This window comes from Thioalkalicoccus limnaeus (genome assembly GCF_041197575.1).
GTDB lineage: Bacteria > Pseudomonadota > Gammaproteobacteria > Chromatiales > Chromatiaceae > Thioalkalicoccus > Thioalkalicoccus limnaeus.
The window spans coordinates 39148-59289 of the sequence record NZ_JBDKXB010000019.1 but is presented as its reverse complement, the minus strand read 5'-3'; the positions used below and the strand labels follow the sequence as shown (position 1 = coordinate 59289).

Annotated in this window: 21 protein-coding genes; 6 read left to right on the top strand and 15 right to left on the bottom strand. The window is 65.6% G+C overall.

Annotated elements, in window-relative coordinates; all coding sequences use genetic code 11:
• The 3 genes from aprA to ABC977_RS13215 form a co-directional block, all read right to left on the bottom strand.
• The coding region (gene aprA / locus ABC977_RS13225) for an adenylyl-sulfate reductase subunit alpha (protein ID WP_369667737.1) at nucleotides 1-1834 on the bottom strand (1834 nt) is incomplete at its 3' end.
• Complete coding sequence (gene aprB, locus ABC977_RS13220) at nucleotides 1834-2304, bottom strand: adenylyl-sulfate reductase subunit beta (protein ID WP_369667736.1); 471 nt, start codon at nucleotides 2302-2304, stop codon at nucleotides 1834-1836. The genes aprB and aprA, both read right to left, overlap by 1 nt.
• Before the next feature lie 82 nt (nucleotides 2305-2386).
• Nucleotides 2387-3160, bottom strand: coding sequence for an adenylyl-sulfate reductase (locus ABC977_RS13215; RefSeq protein WP_369667735.1), 774 nt, complete (start codon nucleotides 3158-3160; stop codon nucleotides 2387-2389).
• A 202-nt stretch (nucleotides 3161-3362) separates the two neighbouring features.
• Here ABC977_RS13215 and crcB point away from each other — a divergent pair, with 202 nt between their 5' ends.
• From crcB to ABC977_RS13200, 3 genes are all read left to right on the top strand, one after another.
• Nucleotides 3363-3752 (top strand): fluoride efflux transporter CrcB, encoded by a 390-nt coding sequence (gene crcB, locus ABC977_RS13210; protein WP_369667734.1) that lies wholly within the window; start codon nucleotides 3363-3365, stop codon nucleotides 3750-3752.
• A gap of 17 nt (nucleotides 3753-3769) precedes the next feature.
• Nucleotides 3770-4123, top strand: a complete 354-nt coding sequence (locus tag ABC977_RS13205) for a DUF190 domain-containing protein (protein WP_369667733.1) — start codon at nucleotides 3770-3772, stop codon at nucleotides 4121-4123.
• A gap of 98 nt (nucleotides 4124-4221) precedes the next feature.
• A complete protein-coding gene (locus ABC977_RS13200) occupies nucleotides 4222-5637 on the top strand; it encodes an OmpP1/FadL family transporter (RefSeq protein ID WP_369667732.1) in 1416 nt (471 codons plus the stop codon).
• A gap of 95 nt (nucleotides 5638-5732) precedes the next feature.
• Here the strand turns inward: ABC977_RS13200 and ABC977_RS13195 are convergent, their stop codons facing one another.
• A complete protein-coding gene (locus ABC977_RS13195; protein WP_369667731.1) occupies nucleotides 5733-6269 on the bottom strand; it encodes an Lcl C-terminal domain-containing protein in 537 nt (178 codons plus the stop codon).
• Between ABC977_RS13195 and ABC977_RS13190 the strand changes: the two genes are divergently transcribed.
• Together ABC977_RS13190 and ABC977_RS13185 are read left to right on the top strand one after the other, a co-directional pair.
• The gene (locus tag ABC977_RS13190; RefSeq protein WP_369667730.1) at nucleotides 6268-6453 is read left to right on the top strand and encodes a hypothetical protein; all 186 of its coding nucleotides are present in this window, start codon (nucleotides 6268-6270) and stop codon (nucleotides 6451-6453) included. The two genes, ABC977_RS13195 and ABC977_RS13190, sit on opposite strands and share 2 nt — an antisense overlap.
• Nucleotides 6454-6458: 5 nt before the next feature.
• Nucleotides 6459-8498: an amylo-alpha-1,6-glucosidase gene (locus tag ABC977_RS13185; RefSeq protein ID WP_369667729.1), complete on the top strand. Its 2040-nt coding sequence runs from the start codon at nucleotides 6459-6461 to the stop codon at nucleotides 8496-8498.
• Between the two features lie 27 nt (nucleotides 8499-8525).
• On the opposite strand, the gene fdxB is transcribed toward ABC977_RS13185, so the two are convergent.
• The 5 genes from fdxB to nifE all read right to left on the bottom strand — a co-directional run bounded on the left by fdxB (nucleotide 8526) and on the right by nifE (nucleotide 13048).
• Nucleotides 8526-8831, bottom strand: a complete 306-nt coding sequence (fdxB, locus tag ABC977_RS13180; RefSeq protein ID WP_369667728.1) for a ferredoxin III, nif-specific — start codon at nucleotides 8829-8831, stop codon at nucleotides 8526-8528.
• Between the two features lie 87 nt (nucleotides 8832-8918).
• On the bottom strand, nucleotides 8919-9392 hold the full coding sequence (locus ABC977_RS13175; RefSeq protein WP_369667727.1) for a NifX-associated nitrogen fixation protein: 474 nt from the start codon (nucleotides 9390-9392) through the stop codon (nucleotides 8919-8921).
• Nucleotides 9393-9484: 92 nt separating this feature from the next.
• Nucleotides 9485-9970 (bottom strand): NifB/NifX family molybdenum-iron cluster-binding protein, encoded by a 486-nt coding sequence (locus ABC977_RS13170; RefSeq protein ID WP_369667726.1) that lies wholly within the window; start codon nucleotides 9968-9970, stop codon nucleotides 9485-9487.
• A 280-nt stretch (nucleotides 9971-10250) separates the two neighbouring features.
• Nucleotides 10251-11651, bottom strand: coding sequence for a nitrogenase iron-molybdenum cofactor biosynthesis protein NifN (gene nifN, locus ABC977_RS13165; protein ID WP_369667725.1), 1401 nt, complete (start codon nucleotides 11649-11651; stop codon nucleotides 10251-10253).
• On the bottom strand, nucleotides 11648-13048 hold the full coding sequence (gene nifE, locus ABC977_RS13160) for a nitrogenase iron-molybdenum cofactor biosynthesis protein NifE (protein ID WP_369667724.1): 1401 nt from the start codon (nucleotides 13046-13048) through the stop codon (nucleotides 11648-11650). Before nifE ends, nifN begins: the two co-directional genes overlap by 4 nt.
• 327 nt (nucleotides 13049-13375) lie before the next feature.
• Here nifE and ABC977_RS13155 point away from each other — a divergent pair, with 327 nt between their 5' ends.
• Entirely contained in the window at nucleotides 13376-14344 is a 969-nt protein-coding gene (locus tag ABC977_RS13155) for a calcium/sodium antiporter (protein WP_369667723.1), read from the top strand.
• Nucleotides 14345-14453: 109 nt separating this feature from the next.
• On the opposite strand, the gene ABC977_RS13150 is transcribed toward ABC977_RS13155, so the two are convergent.
• The 6 genes from ABC977_RS13150 to ABC977_RS13125 all read right to left on the bottom strand — a co-directional run bounded on the left by ABC977_RS13150 (nucleotide 14454) and on the right by ABC977_RS13125 (nucleotide 19844).
• A complete protein-coding gene (locus ABC977_RS13150) occupies nucleotides 14454-14864 on the bottom strand; it encodes a DUF2177 family protein (protein WP_369667722.1) in 411 nt (136 codons plus the stop codon).
• A 383-nt stretch (nucleotides 14865-15247) separates the two neighbouring features.
• Nucleotides 15248-15838, bottom strand: a complete 591-nt coding sequence (locus ABC977_RS13145; RefSeq protein WP_369667721.1) for a carboxymuconolactone decarboxylase family protein — start codon at nucleotides 15836-15838, stop codon at nucleotides 15248-15250.
• Between the two features lie 19 nt (nucleotides 15839-15857).
• Nucleotides 15858-16322, bottom strand: coding sequence for a DUF2269 family protein (locus ABC977_RS13140; RefSeq protein WP_369667720.1), 465 nt, complete (start codon nucleotides 16320-16322; stop codon nucleotides 15858-15860).
• A gap of 31 nt (nucleotides 16323-16353) precedes the next feature.
• Nucleotides 16354-16575 carry a hypothetical protein gene (locus ABC977_RS13135; RefSeq protein WP_369667719.1) on the bottom strand — a complete coding sequence of 74 codons (222 nt, stop codon included), beginning with the start codon at nucleotides 16573-16575 and terminating at the stop codon, nucleotides 16354-16356.
• Between the two features lie 108 nt (nucleotides 16576-16683).
• Nucleotides 16684-18120 (bottom strand): GTPase/DUF3482 domain-containing protein, encoded by a 1437-nt coding sequence (locus tag ABC977_RS13130; protein WP_369667718.1) that lies wholly within the window; start codon nucleotides 18118-18120, stop codon nucleotides 16684-16686.
• The gene (locus ABC977_RS13125; protein WP_369667717.1) at nucleotides 18120-19844 is read right to left on the bottom strand and encodes a DUF2868 domain-containing protein; all 1725 of its coding nucleotides are present in this window, start codon (nucleotides 19842-19844) and stop codon (nucleotides 18120-18122) included. The genes ABC977_RS13130 and ABC977_RS13125 overlap by 1 nt, the downstream gene beginning before the upstream one ends.
• Between the last annotated feature and the right edge of the window lie 298 nt (nucleotides 19845-20142).

The window sequence follows — 20142 nt, the reverse complement described above, 5'->3', positions numbered from 1 at the left end:
AGTCGACGATGTGATAGACGGGCGCCTTTTCCATCGTCCATTCGCCGGACTCGGGGTCGCGGCGGGACAGGGTCAGCACGTGCCAGTTGTCGTCGTCGAGCCGCAGGTAGTCGCCGCGGTAATAATAGCCGGGCCAGCGGGTCTCTTGGCGGAACAGCGTGTGCTGCGTCACGCACTCGGAGGCGATCGTGCGGTGCTTGAGCTCCCAGGCACGCTGCAACTGGTGCAAGTCCTCGGCGCCGATCTTCTCGAGGTCCTCCTGCAGGATGCGCAGCTTCTGAAGACCGAAGTTCAGCAACGGCTCGTTGGTCATGTAATTGACGCTGATGCCGCCGACGTACTCGTCCATGATCTTCTCGAGACGCTGGAGCCCATGGATCGGCAGAATGTAGCTCGGTGACACGGTACCCGCGACGATCTCGTTGCGGTAGATCTGGTAGTGCTCCAGCGGCTTGTAGATCTCGTTGCGAAGATCCTCGATCTGCTTGTCGGAGATGCGGATCTGCTCGTTCTGATGATCGCGGATGTACTTGACCGCGGCCTTCGCGGCGAGCCGGCCCTCGGTGAAGGAGCCGGACGAGAAGGCGTGGGCCGTGCCGCCGAGCGCGTCACCGGCGCCGAACAGCCCTTCGACCGTCATCATCCGGTTGTAGCCCCAGAAGTACTCGTCCGGGGAGAGGTCCTCGGGGCCGCTCGCCCAGGCGCCCGAGCAGGTCGCGTGCGAGCCCATGACGTAGGGCTCGGACGTGGTGAGCTCCGGGTTGATGTACTTCGGATCGATGTCCTGCGAGGCCCAGACGACGGCCTGACCGACCGTCATACCGAGAAAGTTCTCCCAGCCGACGGTCTCCTTGTGCGGGTCCTGGAAGGCCTCGGTCGTGACCATGTGAATCGGCCCGCGGCCGGCCTTCATCTCCTCGATGAAGGCATGGTTGCGCAGGCAGGTCGGCGTCGGGTGGTGATCGATGTACTCACCGACCATCGCCTTGGTGTGCTCGTACCAGGTCTTCTCGTAGTTCTCGCCGTAGGCGTTCTGCGTGTAGGTCTTCAGGTGCAGGAAGTAGGCGCCGACCGGGCCGTAGCCGTCCTTGAAGCGGCACAGGACGATGCGATTCTCCATCTGCGTCATCTTGGCCCCGGCCATGATCGGCAGGGCGTAGGCCGAGGCGCTGCTCCAGGGCGCGTACCAGGTGCGGCCCATGCCCTCGCCGACCGAGCGCGGCTTGAAGATGTGCGAGGCCCCGCCGGCAGCGACGATCACGCACTTGGCCTTGAACACGTGCAGGTCGCCGGTGCGGACATTGAAGCCGATGGCGCCACCGACGCGGTTCGCCTTGCTCTCGTCCATCAGCAGATGAGTGACCATGATCCGGTTGTAGATCTTGTCCGCGGACTTGCGCGCGGCCTCAGCGACGATCGGCTTGTAGCTCTCGCCGTGGATCATGATCTGCCACTTGCCCTCGCGCTGATAGCGGCCGGTCTTCGGATCCCGCATCAGCGGCAGGCCCCACTCCTCGAACTTGTGGACCGCCGAGTCGACATGGCGCGCCATGTCGTAGGCGAGGTCTTCGCGCACCATGCCCATCAGGTCGTTGCGGGCGTAGCGCACATGATCCTCGGGCTGGTTCTCGCCCCAGTGGGTGCCCATGTAGCAGTTGATCGCGTAGAGGCCCTGGGCGACCGCGCCGCTGCGGTCGATGTTGGCCTTCTCGGCGACGACGATCTTCAGGTCACGGCCCCAGTAACGGGCTTCGTAGGCGGCACCCGTGCCGCCCATGCCGCCGCCGACGACGAGGATGTCGCATTCTTCGAAAACGGTGTTGAACTTGGCCATCAGTAATAGACTCCCTGCTTGAACTTGTCTTTGCTGATCGTCGGCAGGCCGCTCTCGATCTTCAGGGCCTCCGGCTCATGGCACAACAGCGGGGAGTCGAGGGCGGCCTTGTCTGGGACCTCGAGCTCGGCGAGCCGCGGGATCTTCTCGCCCCAGGGCTGGGTCGTGATCGGTGACAGGAAGTCCTTGACGCGGCCGTCGCGGAATTTGATCTTCCAGGCGATCGTGCCCTTCTCTTCCTCGCGCAGCGCGCGGACGCTATGGCCGAGCGGCGCGAAATCGGCGTAGCCGCGGCAGTCGATCGCGTGCTGCGGACAGGCCTTGACGCAGGAGTAACACTCCCAGCACATGTTCGGCTCGATATTCAACGCACGCCGGTAGGTCGGGTCGATGTGCATGATGTCCGACGGACAGATGTCGACACAATGCCCGCAGCCATCGCAGCGGGTCATATAGACGAAGGTTGGCACTGTATTGTCTCCCGTGTGAGGGCTGATCGGTGGTCCGTTCGGACCATCAGCCAGTGAATCGGCTCATCCTCGCGATCCGCGATCAATAATGGCGCGGCAGGTCGCGTTTGATGCCGAGACCGAATTGCGCGGGCTTGTCGGCGGGTTCCGGCAGGTTGTCGCGCGAACCGTCGGCCTCCGCGAAGCGCTTCTGGAAGGCGGCCGCGGGCTTGAAGAACATGTGCGCGAACTTCGACCAGAACACGCTACCGAACAGGACGGTGCTGGCGAAAATGAACAGCGCGAACAGGAACGTGCCCCCGAACAGGGACCAGATCAGCGCGAGGGTCGTCGTCGCGAGCAGCGACAGGATGAACAGATCGGCGGGTATCAGGCGATACCATTTGTGGCCTTCGGCGGCGACGTCGACGCGCATCTTGAACCAGAACCAGTAGCCACCGACGCATACCATCAGCGCGCCGACGTGCCACAGCAGCGCCACCAGCGCCGGCGTCGGCGTCTCGGGGGTCGGATAGCTGAAGATCATGATGACCGTCGTTACGACGAACAGGATGAAGCCGTACATCGTCAGCAGATGGGCCTTGCGGCGCTGTGGGTTGTCGAATTCGGCGGAGGTCAGGATGTCGTGCACGACCGTCTTCACCGAGACCGAGACGACCGTTGCCGAGCTGAGCGGTTGCGCTCTGCGTTCCTTGGCCGTCTTCATCTTCTCGAAGAAATACTTCGCGCTCTTCTTGTGTATCACATCGAGAATCGTCGCGCCCACGACCAATAGGAACATCACGACCACATAGGTCTGCATACCGGCGGGCGGTATCAACGACGAAAGCTCGGAGAAGGGGTTGCTGGTCAACATCTGTTACTGGTCTCCGTTATGCGCAGCTTCGTGGAAAGACCCATTGTAGTTCCGGAACATATCTGAAATGATCAATATAATTTTAACGCTCATAGAGTGGGTTAATTGGCGAAACGCGACCGGGTCGGAGCGGCGCGCTACGAGCAGGTCCAGCGCCTGAGACGGACGGCCCATTCGTCAGCGACTCCTCGAGGCCCCGAACTTGTCCAGCTACGCGGCTATCTTCGTCTTCATCGGCGCGGGGCTCGGAGCCCTGCTCCGCTGGGTGCTCGGCAGCCACCTGAATCCGGTGCTGCCGTCGTTGCCGCTCGGCACCCTGGCGGCCAATCTGTTGGGCGGTTTGCTGGTCGGGGTGGCGATCGCCTGGTTTGCGCGGCATCCGGGGCTGGCCCCGGAGGTGCGTCTGCTGATCATCACCGGGTTTCTCGGAGGCCTTACGACCTTTTCGACCTTCTCGGCCGAGGTGGTCGGGCTCTACACGCGCGGTGACTACCTGTGGGCTCTGGGCACGATCGCGGCGCATCTGATCGGCTCGTTGTCGATGACGGCCCTTGGGCTGGCGCTGGGCCATTTCTTGATGACGCGAGGTTGAATGCTGGGGAGGGCGCGATGCAGGGTTCGTTTCTGAAATTCTACACGGCGGAGAATCGCCGTCATCGACGCAAGCTGGTGCACGAATGGCTGCTCGAGGAGGCTCGGAGCTTTGGCTTGCATGGTGGTTCGGCCTTTCGGGCCATGGCCGGCTTCGGGCGTCATGGCCGGTTGCACGAAGACCGTTTCTTCGAATTGGCCGGCGAGTTGCCGGTCGAGGTGGGTTTCGTCGTCACCGATGACGAGGCCGACCGGTTTCTGGCGCACATCGAGGCGCAAGGCCTCAGCCTGTTCTATCTGCGGGTACCGGTGACCTTCGGGTTCACCGGGGCGCCGGCCGCCGAGTCGGTCGGTCACAAAAAATCTCAATGATTGAATGGTTTGACAACGGACGGTGGTACAGACACCATCCTTCCCTGTGCTGATCTGTCACGAATCGGTCAAACATCTCACCACAGGAGAAGCGGGGCATGTCGTCACCTATCAAGCGAAACCTGTTGGTCGCGAGCGTCGTTGCCGCGTTGCTACCGGCTTCGGCGATCGCGACCAACGGTTATTTCGCGCACGGCTGGGGGGCCAAGTCGAAGGCGATGGCCGGGGTGGCGGTCGCCTTCCCGCAGGATACCCTGGTCTCGGCGGTCAACCCGGCCGGGCTTGCCCTGGTGGGCCAGAGTCTTGACGTCGGCATCGCTTTCTTCAGCCCGTCCGACCGCGGTTACCAGGCGAACGACGATTTCGGGCGGACACCGGACGGTCGGCCGACTGGGCCCTTCGTCACGCCGGGGCGGTACGAAAGCCGTCTGGACTGGTTCCTGATTCCGAACATCGGCTACAACCATGTGGTCGACGATCGCATGACAGTGGGCTTCAGTCTCGTCGGCAATGGCGGCATGAACACCAAGTACGCCGAGCGGGCCGTGTGGGAGAACTTCGCGCTGCCGCCCAACACGACCGTCGACATGGCCGGGAATCCGATCGGTTTCGACCCGACCGGGACCGCGCCGAACAATGCGAATCCGAATGGGGTCTTTACGGCGACGCGCCCGACCGGTGTCAATCTGGAGCAGTTGTTCATCCAGGTCCCTGTCACCTACAGGCTCAATGCCAGCCACGCGGTTGGCATCGCGCCAGTCTTCGCCGTCCAGCGTTTCCGGGCGGAGGGCCTCGAACCCTTCCGCGGCGCGTCGCTGTATCCGGACCGGGTCTCGAACAACGGCGATGATTGGTCCTACGGCGTCGGCCTCCATCTCGGCTGGATCGGCAACCTGACCGAGGAGTTGACGCTCGGGGCCTCGTATCGGAGCCAGATCTGGATGACCGCGTTCGACGACTACAAGGGGTTGTTCGCAGACGAGGGTCGCTTCGATGTGCCGGCGATGCTGAACCTGGGGCTGGCGTACAAGGCTCTACCGACCCTGGTCGTCGGTTTCGACTATCAGCGGATCTTCTACAGCGACATCCGCGCCATCGCGAATTCCAATAATCTCGACATCCAGCCCTGCTTCGGTCCTGGCCCCAAGGCGAATTTCTGTCTCGGGGGCGCCAATGGCCTCGGTTTCGGCTGGAAGGACATGGATATCGTCAAGTTCGGTGCCAGTTGGGATGTCGATCCGGCCGTGACCCTGCGGGCCGGCGTCAGCCACGCGAGCGAGTTCGCACCGAGCGGGCAGGCCCTGTTCAATGTCTTGGCCCCGGCCACCGTCCGTTGGCACTACACGCTCGGCGCGAGCTATCGGCCGACGGCGCGCGACGAATTCAGCCTGTCGTTCGCCTACATGCCGAAGGAGGAGATCCGCGGGCAGAACCAGAACATCACCGGTAGCCAGACCGGCTCGGTCTTCATGGAGCAAAAGGACATCGAGATCAGTTGGAGCCGCTCCTTCTGAGCGACGTGCGGCGGGCCCGGCGACCCGTCGCGGAGCCTGATGGCCGCGCCCGGTCCGGGCCGGGCGATCGGGTCAGCGAAAGGCCGGTGCGTGTTTCAGTCGGTGTCTCGAACCAGACGGACGTGGAAATAGCCGAAGTCCCGCGGGCTGTAGCCGGTCCGCCCCGAGTTGAAATAGACGCCCCAGGCAAGACGAACGAAGTATTCGAATGGCGTTGCCGACCAGTAGGCATAGCTCGGGGTGCCCGGAAACACGGCCAGGTCGATCGCCGGCTCGACGCACGCCGGCTCGACGATCGAGGCGAGCTCCTCGCGCGTCGGGAGGCGCCAGTCCCGGTGGCCGGCGAAACTCGAACCTTCCGCGTGTGCCAGGGCCTGGTGCCAATTCAGACGCAGCGCCGCGCCAGTGCAGGTTCCCCCGGACCAGTCCTGGCCTTCGCTGCAACGCTTCCACTGGAGACCGGTCGTCGTGTCCTCGACGCTGTGTTGCTCGAGAACGATGAAACGACTCGGCGGGGACTCGGTTCGAGCCTCATCGTCGCAAACCTGTCCCGCGGCCGTTGCGTTCGCAGTCAGCAGCCAGCCGAGCAGCGCAAAGGCCGTGAAGCGGAACCAACAGAACGGAGTCGACATGGACCACCTCCAGATCGCAGCAGTCTTTCCAGCGCAGATACGCCCCGGGATACCGATTTCAACCATGGCCGCGGCGTGTCGTCGGGGACGCATCCGTCGCGAACCGGCCATGCGGCCGGTTGCGCTGGCGGCGGGCGTCGCCGGCGATCCCGTAGCGGGCGTGTCCGGCGGCATCGAGGCCTGATCGCGGTGGTCGGCGATCCACCGTCCGGGCTGCCCGAATGGATTCGCCATGGCCGCGCCCATTGCGGGGAGGCGGCGAGTGCGGAGCGCGGCGAATGGTGGCTGGCGAACGGGCGCGGCGCCTATGCGTCCGGGACCGTCGGCGGCGCTCTGACGCGCCGCTACCACGGTCTGTTGGTGGCGCCGATCGATCCCCCGCTCGGGCGCCGCCTGGTGCTGGCGAAGGCCGATGCGACCCTGATCGACGGCAGTCGGGTGGTGCCCCTGTTCACGAATGGCTGGGCCGGTGGCCATCGCGAGCCGACCGGACATGTCCAGATCGAGCAATTCCGGCTGGTCGGGCGCCTGCCGGTCTGGCGGTACGCCGTCGGCAACTGGTTGCTCGAACAGTGCGTGTGGATGCCGCATGGCGAACACACTACGGTGATCGCCTGGCGCCTGCATCGGGCTGCCGATCGCGCGCCGCCGATCCTGCGGGTCGCGCTGCTGGTCGCCGATCGCGATCACCATCAGGTCTCCCGCCTGCGCTGGATGGATCCGGAGGTCCGGGTGGCCGATGATCGCCTGGCGGTTGGACTCCAGGGTGGGACCAGCTTGCAACTGATCGCCGTCGGTGGGACCGTCGCGGCGGAAGGGATCTGGATCGAACGCCTGGATCTGCCTGCTGAACGCGACCGGGGCCTCGAGGATACCGACCATCACCTGCGGGTCGGGCGCTGTGATCTGCGGCTCGAACCCGGCCGCTGGTGCGGCTTGGTCGCGAGCCTCGAAGGGCAACCGAACCTCGACCTCGAGACCGGGCTCGAGGCCGTCCTGCGGCGCGATTGTGCCCTCCTGGTCGGCGCCCAGTCGGTCCACGCGCCGTTGCGCGCGGCGCCGGACTGGGTTGCACAATTGATCTTGGCGGCCGACAGCTTCCTGATCGAACGGCCGATCGGTGGCAACGCGCAGGGTCATTCGGTGATCGCCGGCTATCCCTGGTTCGGCGATTGGGGGCGCGACACCATGATCGCGCTGCCCGGGTTGGCGCTGGCGACCGGCCGCGAGACACTCGCGCGACAGATCCTCGAGACCTACGCCGGTCTCGTCGACGGGGGGCTGCTGCCGAACCATTTCCCGGGCCATGGCGAGCGGCCGGCTTACAACACGGTCGATGCCGCGCTCTGGTACATCGAGGCCTGGCGTGCCTATCTGGCTGCGACGGGCGATCGGGCCGCGTTGCGTCGGGTGTTTCCGGTGCTCGAGGCGATCATCGCGCATTACCGCGATGGCACCCGGCATGGGATCGCGATGGATCCGCGCGATGGCCTGATCCAAGCCGGAGACGCCGACCTGGCCTTGACCTGGATGGACGCGAAGGTCGGGGACTGGGTCGTGACCCCGCGGCGCGGCAAGCCGGTCGAGGTCAACGCCCTCTGGTACAACGCGCTGCGGTCGCTGGCCGAGCTCGCGGCCGAGCTCGGTGAATCCGCGACCGCCTATCTGGACCTGGCCGACCGGGCCGCGCTCGGCTTTGCCCGCTATCGGCGCGGTCCGGGCCTCGGTCTGTACGATCTGCTCGATGGCCCGGCCGGCGATGATCCGAGCATCCGCCCCAATCAAGTGCTGGCCGTGAGCCTGCGGCACTCGCCGTTGGCGCCGACCGAGCAGGCCGCCGTGGTCGCCGAGTGCGCGACACACCTGGCCTGTTCCTATGGCCTGCGCTCATTGAGCCCGGCCGATCCGGCCTATGTCGGGACCTACCAGGGCGATGTCCGGCAGCGCGACGGTGCTTACCATCAGGGTACCGCTTGGGCCTGGCTGCTCGGTCATTTCGCGTTGGCCGAGTACCGCGTGACCGGCGATGCCGCGTCCGCTCAAGACCGGCTCGAACCGTTCGCCGACCATCTCGGCGATGCCGGGCTGGGTACGATCAGCGAGATCTTCGATGGCGATCCGCCGCACCGCCCAAAGGGTGCCCCGGCGCAGGCTTGGTCGGTGGCCTGCACGCTGGCGGCTTGGCTCGAGCTCGAAACCGCACGGTTGGCCGCGCGCGATTCTCGGTGACGGCGTCGGTCGCGCGGGGCGAGGCCGTCAGGCCGCCAACGCGTGCGGTGCGTGCGACAAGCAGCCCTTCGGACAGACACGTGAGCAGGCCTGACAGCCGATGCAGTCGAGCAGGTCCTTGACGCTCATGACCATGCTGGTGTCATCGGAGAAACCGTCGTCATCATCGAGGTCGTCGAGCTCCAGATCCTCGCGATCGACCAGTTCGAAGACGTCCCTGGGACAGACCTTGTAACAGCGGCCGCAGCCGATGCACCGATTCCAGTCGAGGCTGACGACGAAGGCGGGGACCCATTGGGCTCCGCCACGGGTGATGCCGGTGATATGGCTCATGTTCTGCACTACCTGGTTCGAGGCTCGTGAAGGCGATGGATGGTTCAGCGCGGCGCCGCCGCGTGGGAATCGGGGCGCCGGGGTCGGTCACATGCCGGCGACGCGCGGGTGCTCGCCGATGATCTCGAGCGCGACCGACAAGAGCTTGTCGGCCTCATCCTTCATCTTCGACGCGCTTGGGAAACCGAAGCGGTGCACGTCGCGCAGCGCGCGGTCCATGACGACCAGCTTGCCGACCGTCATCAGCGCGCGGCCGAAGCCCTCGTGGCTCAAGCTGAAGAAGGTGGTCGCGCGCAGTCCGCACTCGGCCTCGACCAGCGCCGCGATCGCGTTGTAGAAGGCTTGCACCCGGGCGACGACGATCTCGTCGGGATCGCCGACGAGGGGCAGTTCGCGCAGGCGCTCCTTGGTCAAGACGAAGGGGTCGAGAATCTTGTGCGCCGGCCAATCGTCATAGGTCCCGTAGGGGTCGATCGCGCGCATCTGGCGCACCAGCTCGATCGCGAACTGCGAACCCAGGACCGGGTCGTTGTCGGAGATGGCCAACTCTTGCTCTTGCATCGTCAATTGCCTCTGTCGGTTGTCAATGTCTCGATCGAGACGATCAAATAAAGGGGCCTGTCGAACCTGTTGAGCCCGGGGCTCGGAGAGGCTCATTCGTGCCAGCCGTCGGCCTCCATCGCGTCGAAGCGCCGTTCGGTCTTCGGCCGATGTCGGGCCAGCGCCCGGGCCAGCCAGCTCTCGGGGCCGCGGCGCAACTCGAGCCGCAATTCATCGAGGAGGCCGGAGACCGAGGCCGCGGCGCCGACCTTGATCGGCTGGATGCCGCGGGCCAGGAGCTGGCCGATCGCAGACGCACCGACGGCCTGACAGTAGACGATCGCGCAGCCTTCGAGCGCGGCGATCCGCGCCGCGAGCTTGTCTTCGTTGCCGTCCATCGCCGGGGCCTCGAACTGGGCGACCTCGACCAGCCCGCAGCGGTCGGCGTCCAGGGCGTAGATCGCGAAGGCCGTTGCGGCACCGAAGTGCTGATCGACGAGCCGCATGTCGCTGCTCGCGAAGGCGACCTTCATCCCCGGCAACGGTGCCTCGAGCACCGCGCCACCGGACAGCACCTTGAGTCGTCGTTCCAATGCCATGTCACGTGCTCCGTGGGCTTATCCTTCGATGGTTCCGAGACCCGTATGGCCCTGTCGCGACACCTCGCGAATAGCCCCCTCGCACACCAGCGCTCGTCGGTCGGGTTAGCGCAGCGTAACCCGACATCGGGGGCTGCTCGGTCCTCGCATGGCCTTGCCGCGACACGCCGTGAATACCTCCCTGTAGGCTCGACGGCGAAATCCTTCTCGCCGACGGTCGCGCCAAGGCCATCCGAGAACCTTCGCGGGGAGCGGTGTCGCGGGATGGCGCGGCCATCGGCTAGGCCGCCACCTCGCGCTCGGATTCGGGCCATTGTTTGAGCCGCGAGCGATAGGGACGGACCGCGCCCTGTTCATGACTCAGCATCAGGTTGGCCAGATCGAACAGGGTCGCGCGCGTTCCGCGATAGCCGATCCAGGTCCGCTGGTAGCCGCCGACCAGGTCATATTGCGGGAAACCGGCGCGCAGCAGCGGTATCCCCAGACGCTGGGCGCTGTCGACCGCATGCGAGTTGCTGATCAAGAGCGCCGCGTCGCGTTCGCGCGCGAGGCGCTCGAGGTCCTCGAGGTCGCCGATCTTGACCTGGTCGCAGATCACCCGCTCGAGCGACGGAGCCGAGGTCGGTGCGACAGCGGCGACCGTCTCGGCACCGACCGAGTCGAGCAGCTCGCTGAAGCCGACCAGCAGATCGGGATCGCCGGCCAGCGCGATGCGGGTCAAACCGAGCATGAAATGGCAGTCGAGCATCGCATCCTGGAGCTGGGCGCGCTGTCGCTCGAGCCGCTCCGGGACCGGCCGCTCCGCGAGTTCGGCGAGTGTGCCCACCAAGGCGTCGACGGCGGCGAGGCCCATCAGGTGCGCAAAGCGGTGATCGGGCACCCCGGTCAAGGCCGCGAGCCGGTCCGCGGGCTGGTTCATCGCGGCGCCTATGACCAGTGTCGCGCGGGCGTCGCCGGCCTGGGCGACCTCGCCGACCGGGGTTCCGCCGATCGTCAGCGGGCTGTAATCCTCGGCAGTCAGATGTCCATCGAGCGAGTCGGACAGATCCGGCAACACCAGCGGCGTCAGACCGAAGGATTCGATCAGCTCCTTGAGCGCCTCGAGGTCACCGGGTGTCAGATGGGGACCGGCGAGCACATTGACCTGCCGCGGTCGCCTCCCTGGCCGGGTGCCGGCTTGCGCGGCCGGCGGGACCAGGGTCTCGATGATGGCGTCGGTCGCGAGTGCGAACCCGCTTTCCAGCGAGCCCGTGTAATCCGGCGTCGCGACCGGTACCACCGCGATCGATGCGTATTCGGGGTGGCGTTGGCGAAAGGTCTTGACCAGGCGGCCGATGTCGGCACCTTGGGTCTCGGCCAGGCCCGTCGTCGGCAGACCGATCAGATCCGGCCGGGACTTGGCGCACAAGGTCCGCAGACCTTCGATGACATTGTCATCGGCGCCCATCACCGAACTGACCTGATCCATCGCCGTCGTTTGCAGCGGGATGGGTTCGCGGAAATGCCGGACGAAGTAGACCTTGGCGAAGGCCGTGCAGCCCTGCGAGCCGTGCAGCATCGGGATCGTCCGGCGCAGCCCGAGGAAGGCGAGCGCGGCGCCGACGGTCTGGCTGGCCTTCAGCGGGCCGACCGACAGGGCCTTGTTGCGTTTGACGATCAGCGGTGGTTTTCGCGGCGTCATGACCGGGCCTCCGTCGCGGATCCGTGCCAGGGTGCCGGTCGGCGCGCCGCGTCCCAGACGGGGCTTTCGATCGTCAGGCACAGTTGGCGGGCGAGTTCGACCAATCCCGCGTACCCGGCGTAGCCGAATTCGCGTTCCTGGTTGATGTCGAGAAAGGGCACCCGGGCCTTGATGGCCGTGTACATGTTGCGGCCACCGGCGATCAGCACGTCGGCGCCGCGATCACGGACCAGATCGAGCAACCCGCGCGGATTGCCGTCTTCGATCATCAGCGCGTCCTCGCCCATCAGCTCGCGAATCCGCGCCTTGTCTTCCTCGGTCGACTTGCGGGTGCCGGTCGCCACGACCTCCATGCCGAGGTCCTGCAGGGCCGCGATCACCGACCAGGATTTGACACCGCCGGTGTAGAGCAAAGCCCGTTTGCCGCGCAGGCGGTCGCGCCAGGGTGCGAGCCGCGCCTCGAGCCCGGCCTCCTCGCGCGCGATCAGTCGCTCGGTCCGGTCGCTGAGGTCCGGGTCCGCGATCAGCCGCGCGAAATCGCGCAAGGCCCGCGAGACGTCGGCGGCGCCATAGAAGCTGCCTTCGAACCAGGGCGTCCCATAGGCTTCGTGCAGCTTGCGCGCGACATTGATCATCGCCTTGGAGCACACCATCATGTTGACCTCGGCGCGATGCATCGTCTGCACCTCGCGGAAGCGCGCGTCGCCGGACAGGGTGCAGAGGACGCGCAACCCGAGCTCATCGAGCAGCGGCAACACGTGCCAGAACTCGCCGGCGATATTGAACTCGCCGATCAGGTTGACATCGTGGATGCGGAAGTCGTCGCGTTCGATCCCAGGCGGCAGCGGGTCCGGCTCGCGTTGACCGCAGACCTGCTGGACCATGGTCTCGCCGGCGATGCGGTTGCCGAGGTTCTTGGTTCCGTAGAAGCCGGCGGCGTCGACGGCGACCACCGGCGTGCCCCAGCGCTCCTCGGCGGCGCGGCAGACGGCGCCGATGTCGTCGCCGGTCAGCGCCGGCACGCAGGTGTTGTAGACGAACACCGCCGCCGGCTGGTAGCTGTCGATCGCCTGCTTGATCGCATGGAAAAGCCGCTTCTCGCTGCGCCCCATGATCACGTCCTGCTCGGTCAGGTCCGTGGTCAACCCCAGGCGGTACAGCGTCGGGCCCGACGAACGGGTGCCGCGGTTGTCCCAGGAGCTGCCGGCGCAGGCGATCGAGCCGTGGACGATGTGGGCGACATCGGCGATCGGCAGCAGTGCGATCTGGGCGCCATCGAACGAGCAACCGCCGGCGGTCGCGCCGGGCTTGAGGCGGGCACAGCCGGATTTCTCTTTGTTCGCATTGTGCGCGCAGGCCGGTTCATCGAGCAGCGCGGCGATCTCTTTGGCTTTCATGATGGCTCCAGGGATCCTTCTCGGAACCAATGTAAGCAGTTTTTATGCCATAGATGACGCCCGGTCAATCCTCGGGTGCGCGGCGGGTGGCGCTGTCAGAAAAATGACAATCCCCGATGCTTGGCGGGTTTCGGACAGGGGGCGAGTCGAGGGCGCTTGGGGCGGATTGATTCTCGATCGGCCTTGCCCCATGTCGACGTGGCGGACGGCGGCCGTCCTCGATGAACCGATCGGCGCTCGTCCGCGGCGACTCCCGGTCTTCGCGCCTCGTCGCGAGACGGGCCCTCGACGGTGTCGGCCGTCGTTATCCATCTATGTGATCCCTTTATGCTGTTGCCTTCCCTCGCTGTTGCGTCGGGCCTGGTCCTGATGCTTTGGAGTGCCGATCGGTTCGTCGAGGGTTCGGCGGCCGCGGCGCGGCACCTCGGCATGCCGCCCCTGCTGATCGGGATGTTGATCGTCGGTTTCGGGACCTCGGCCCCCGAGATGATCGTGTCGGCGCTGGCCGCTTGGAACGGCAATCCAGGCCTGGCGCTCGGCAATGCCTATGGGTCGAATATTACGAACATCGCGCTGATCCTTGGGTTGACGGCGCTGATCAGCCCGATCCTCGTGCACTCGTCGGTTCTGCGCAGGGAACTGCCGCTCCTCGTGGCGGCGACGATCCTGACCCTGGCGCTCTTGTGGGACCGTCATCTGGACCGCGTCGATGCCTGGGTGCTGCTGATCCTGTTCGGCGGGCTGGTGGTCTGGACGATCCGTCAGGCGCGGCGATCGCGCGCCGACAGTCTGGCGGACGATGTCACCTCGGCGATGGTATCCCAGTCGATGCCGCTGACGCGCGCGCTGATGTGGTTGATCCTGGGTCTGATCCTGCTGGTCGCGAGCTCGCGGTTGCTGGTCTGGGGGGCGGTCGACATTGCGCAGTCGCTCGGGGTCGAGGATCTGATCATCGGCTTGACCGTCGTCGCCATCGGCACCTCGTTGCCGGAGCTGGCCTCGGCGATCATCGCCGCGCGCAAGGGCGAGCACGACCTGGCGCTCGGCAATGTCATCGGGTCGAACCTGTTCAATACGCTGGCCGTGGTCGGGATCGCGGGCCTCATCCAGCCCTTTGCGGTGCCACCCGAGGTCCTGTCGCGCGACCTGCTCGTGATGGGGCTCTTGACGCTCTCGTTGTTCGTGATCGGCTATGGCCTGCGCGGCCCGGGACGGATCAATCGCTACGAGGGCTCGGCGCTGGTGGTCTGCTTCGTCGGCTACACGGGTTATCTGATCACGACCCTGATACCTTGAAGTTCGGGCTATCGATCCGTCTCCGCGGTGCAGGTTCAGATCGAGGTAGGGGCCTTAGATGACCGGCGAAACGCCAAGCGCGAGTGCTCTAGCCGGTGATTCGACGGGCCTATCCGGCCAGCCAACGGCCGATCAGGAAGCTCGCCATCGCGACACTGGCACAGAGGGTCACGCCCCACAGGGTGTCGACGATGACGACCTTGAGCGGCCAGTTCGGCAGCGTCGCCATGTTCGTGAGCTCGTAGGTCAGATAGGTGAAGAACCCGAATAGGGCGCCGTTGACCAGCGCCCGCGCGAGCGAGTCCTCGGCCAACGCTGGGGCGACGGCGAAGTACAGGATCCCGGCGATGTAGATCAGGTAGAAGCTGAAGGCCGCCGGCCAATGGACGGTCGGGCTCAACAGGTGCGCGAGCTGTTCGCGGTAGAAGTTCTTGGCGATGACGCCGAGCCACAGCAGGTCGATGACGAAGAAGACCGGAACGGTCAGCAGATAGAGTTTGGCGTAGAAGAGCGACGGCATACCGGGTCCCTCGGGCGAGTGGCGGACGGCCGGCGACCGCCCGCGGTGTCAAATCCCGTGCTTGGGGATCACCGGATCGCGTTGCAAGCGCCGGCCTGCGCCGTCCTCGGTGCCTCGCGACCAGGGCCCGTTGCAGGTGCGGCTCCAGCCGCGATTCTCGTTGCAGGTGCGGCTTCAGCCGCATTTCTCGTTGTAGGTGCGGCTTCAGCCGCACGCAGGCCACGGCCCAGGCCGTCTTGCCGAATTGCGTTGCGGCTGAAGCCGCACCTACGCCGAGGAGCTGCACCTACACCCAATCTGTGATTCAACCGACAGCCGCGTGGGGGGCAGTATCGGTGGGGCGCCTGCGTCGCACGGCCAGCGCTGACTCTTTCAGCGCTGGCCTATTCGTCGCTGCGCGGTGCCGGGTTCGGCTCGGGCATCCGGCAGAAGCCTTGCGCTGGCACGCCGAGCGCCGCGTTGAACTTGCTCGACATGTTCTGGTAGGCGACCAGCGCGGTCAGCTCGACGATCGCGTCGTCGTCGAAGTGCTCCTTGACCCGCGCGAAGACCGCGTCATCGACCCCGAGGTCGGAGTGGGTCATGGCCTCGGCGTAGGCCAACGCGGCCTTGATACGCTCATCGAACAGCGGCGAGGTCTGGTGGTCGGGCAGCGCGGCCAGTTGCTCCTCGGTCACGCCGCGCTTGAGGCAGTTCGCGCCGTTGATGTCGATGCAGAAGGCGCACCAATTGATCTGCGAGACGCGCACCGTGATCAGCGAACGCAAGGCCGGCTCGATCGGCGAACCGCGACGATCCATCGCGGCGTAGAGCAGGGACAGGGCCGCGAAGACCTTCGGTGTGCGGCCCCATAGACGCGCCGGCTCCAACTCCCGCCCATAGCGGCGGCGCTGGTTGATCAGGAACAGCCGGACATACCAGGGGAAGCGATGCTTGGGGTCGGTCTCGATGCGAGGTGGCGAGAAGCGATTCATGGTGCGGAAGCTCGGTCGATCAGGCGGGTTTGGCGACCATCATATAGAAAGCCAGGATCAACGGCAGCGTCGAGACGGCGCCCCAGGCCAGCCAACGGTGGCCGAGCCGCAGATAGGATGTCGGCACGGGTGCGCCGTCGGCGAATGAGCGGGCCTGGCGGGCCTGAGCGATCTGGGTCGGGACCAGAAACAGGATCCAGATGACGCCGGAGAAGTAGAAGGCGGCCTGGCCCCAGAAGAGCCATCCGAGCGAGAAGGGGTCGACGCCGCTGACCCACAGCATCCCGTAGCCGCCGACGACGAGCAAAAAGATCCCGCTGCCGGTGAAGACCCAGTCGGTGACGGTGACGAGCCGCTGCGCGAAGGCGACGATCGCCGGGCCGCGGGTCCGATCGGCGTAGATCTTCCAGAAGGCGGTGATGATCGCATTGCCAATCAGCAATGCGGCGCCGAGGATGTGTATCGTCTTGAAGAAGAGGTACATCTAGCCAGGAGCCGGGCCGGTGCTCAGCCGATCACTGGGCCTCGGTCGGGGCCTCGTATGGAATGTATCCGGTGTCCCGATCCGGCTTTACCAGGCTCCAGGTCGACAGGCCGAGCATCACGAGCCCGATCAGTATCAGACCCATGGAATCCTTTCCGAAGCTCCGGGTACGGAACGAAAAAAAGGCGGGTATCAGAACCAGCAGCGAACCGACGAAGAACCCGGCAATCATGGTTATCGTGTTGAGCGACATCTTTACCTCCGTTTCTTGCAAATTGGACGTCTGTCAAACGGGCGCCGTGGCCGGGTGCGGTCTCGCTGCGCCCGGCGGCCCTGTTCCAGCGCTTCGGGCCAGGGCTCGTCAGAGATTGGCCCGACTATCGATCTCGCTTCGCGACAAGCCGCGCAGGACGCCCCTGATGATCTGACGACAGGCCTCCTCGTGCTTGGCGAGGTCCTTGCCCTTGCGCGCCGCAACGAAGAACTTGGCCAGGGCCTTGTGCTGTTCCGAGGCCAATTCGGCAGTAAAGGCCTTGTTCAGCGACTTGTCCGGCACCCGGTTCGGTGCGTCCTCATCGGCGGCTTGACGGCCGTGCGCCCAGTTCATCGCACGCGCGCAGTAGAGGATCACCCGGTCGAGCAGCACGAACGGGAACTGCTGGTTGGTCACCGGGCCCATGGTCACGCGCTCGACGCCGATGGCCTTCTTGATATCGACCTTGGCCAGCGCATCCCGCCCGAAGAACCCGAGCGCGCCGCCGCCGAGCGCACCGAAGATGGTGCCAGCCCCGAGGGTTGCGCCGGCCGACGTCAGATCGAGCCCGGCCCCGGCGAAGGCGCCGGCCGCCATGCCGACGATCGCGAGCTGTTTGCGGGACAGGCCCAGGGCCTGGCCGACCTCCTGTGAGAAAAGATCCTTGGCCAGGACCGAATCCGGCGACAGATTCCAGACATTGTGCCGGAAGTGTTCGCGGATCTGATCCTGGGCCCTGACCTCCAGCTTGCGCAACCCGTCCTCGAACGACGCAGTCAGCTTCTTTTCGACGGCCTCTCGCTCGGCGACCGACGACCGGTCGAACGCCTCGACGACCTCCGAGACCTTCAGTGTCAGCGCCTCCTTGAGCATGTCGACGATGGTCGTGACCGTCTGGTCGATGCGCCGGTCCCAATCCCGCTCGAAGGCGTGGATGGTCTCATCGATGCGCTCTTCCCAGCGTTGGTCGATCGTCTTCAACGCCTGCAGAAGCCGGATGCGTTCGTCGTAGGTAGCCCGATGGGCATTGAACTCGCGCACCGAATTGAACGCCTTGTTCAAGGCATCCTGCCAGGCTTCCATGTGCTCGGTCACGTTCGTCGTGTTGTTGAGGATCGCCATGCGCGGCCGGCCGGTCAGGCGCAACAGCTCGATCTCGCAGCGGTCCTTCTCCTTGATCCGTTTGGAACCGTCGACGACCAGGATGATCCCGGCCCCTTCGGCCACCGGCCGCATCAATGCGCAGTCATGGACATAGAGCGGGTTTGCGGCGTGAACATCGACGAAGGCGCGCGCCAGGTCCGCTTCGTCCAAATGGTTCTGGAACCATTCCAGGATATAGTTCGGGTTCTGGAAGCCGGGCGTATCGATGAACTCGATCACCTTGACGCCATCGATCACCACCGGATAGCGGTCGAGCGTGGTCGTGGTCCCGGCCCGCTTGTCGATCTGGATACGGTCGTTTTCCGTCAGGGTCGCGACCACGGACGATTTGCCAGCATTGGGATGGCCCATGATGGCGAGGGTTGGAATCGCGGGGGCCATTAGCCTACTCCGTTCTCAGTTGGGGCCAGCATCTCGAGACGCAGGTATGGGTCGCCCATTTGGTCGATCTTGCGCTGCCAGTCGGCGAAATCGAAATCGCTCAAGGGTGGTAGCCGGTCTTCTTCGGTCGCATCGCCGACCAGCAGCAAGACGATCTGGCCCTGGGGTCCAACCGTGCCTCGTAAGGTTCTAAGGAAACTCAGACTCTCGGTGATCGGTGGTTGCGTGCCGTCCTGGATCAGCACGATCCGTGGTGGTGGCGATTGCCATTTGGCCGACCCGATCAGGTCCGTCGCGCGCTTGGTCATCTGGCTGCTGCCGCCGAAGGTGCCGGAACGGGCGACCCGCCAACCCGTGTGCTGGCGCAGCAGCCGCTCCAATCGCGGGCGGTCGCCCGTGTCGAGCAGTTCATCGACATCGATGTGCACCAGCAGCACGCAAGCGTCGGCCGGGATGCCCGAAGCGCTCGTCGTTGGCGTCGCCGTCGCGGCCGTCGGTGATTCGGGGACCGGCGAGACGGGCGCGGCCGGGATCGGCATCGCCGGGCCGATCCCGCTGCCGGTCGTCGCGGCCTCGAGATTGGGCGTGATCATCCGCGCATAGAGCCCCTGGGTCCGGGCATGCGAGAAGGGCAAGCGGGCCAGCGCGCGCCGTTGGGCGAGCATCGTGGCCGCGAGCAGCAAAAGACGCGGCAGCAGGCCGTAGGTCACGAGCGACAGCACCAGGAACCAGCGCCACGAACGCAGGTGTTCGGCCTGGAAGATGAACAGAGGGTCCTTGAGCTGGATGCGCGACCCGGCGACCTGCGCCAGGCTCGGATAGCCGACACCCTCGCCGAAGAAGGGGCTCCAGGGCAGCGCGATCAGCCGTGCGATCTCGTGGACCGTCTCGGATCGGATATCCAGTGCCGAACCCCAACCGAAGGCCAGGTCGGTAAACCAGACGAGCGCGACCGTGGCCAGGACCGCGCCGATATTGAAGGCGACGCCGAAGACCTGCGCCGGGATCAACAGCGGCAGATACGAGGCCGATCCGTACAGCGCGTAGTGGGACTGGAGCTGGCCCTGTTTGATCAGTGTCTGTTCGCCCGCCTCGCGCGCCGCGCCGCCGGCGCGTCCACGCTGGGTCCAGTGCATCGCGCGGGTCAGCAGCGGCTGCATCACATGGGAGAGCAGCGAGAAATCGCGGACCAACCCGCGAACCGGCGTGGACCGGCGCGACATCCACAGGGTTGCGGTCAAAGCGGCCAGGGCCAGCTGAAAGACGACCAGCAAGGCGACGAACCAGGCGACATTCACCGGACGGTGGCCATCGTAGTTCAGCAAGGCCGCCGCGACGGCCATGCCGATCAGCACGCCCGCGACACCGAGGCCGATCGTAACCAGTCGCTGCCCGCGCGCGAAGAGCTGCCCAGGCTGCCGCGCCCGCGTCTCCTCGTCATCCATCGTGCGCCGCGCCGACAGCCAGAGCCGAAGGGTCAGGCTGCGATGCTTGGGCGAATGTTCGGCGACGCCCGCGGTCGCCTCCTGGATGCCGCCGAGGTACAAGGCCCGGTCGCGCTCGGCCAGGCTGCGGCGGATCGCGGGGTTCTCCCGCACCGTGCGTTCGTCTTGATCGACATAGTCATCGAAATCGATCAGATCGGCGACCGACCAACGGCCATCGGCCGGACCGAATCGCGAACGGGTCGACGCACCGGTTTTCGAGGGGGAACTAGGATCCATGGGTTCTTGAAGTCGGCAGGAACGAGCCGGACACCTGGCGCCGTGACCAACGCACTTGGATCAAGCCAGTGCCCGAAAACGACGCAAGGTATACCGGGAACCTGGCTTGGATCAAGCGGCCGGGACAGTCGGCGGCTGTTCTTTACGAAGGCAATCGCCAGCACGAAACTTTTCGAGTATACCCGAAAGGCGCCGCCGGGGTATGTGTGAATCGCATCACGGCTTGGCCTGTCGAGCGCGTCACCAGTGGCTTCTCCAGAGTCATCTCGTCGCGCGAGGGAACCCGTCGGCAAAAACT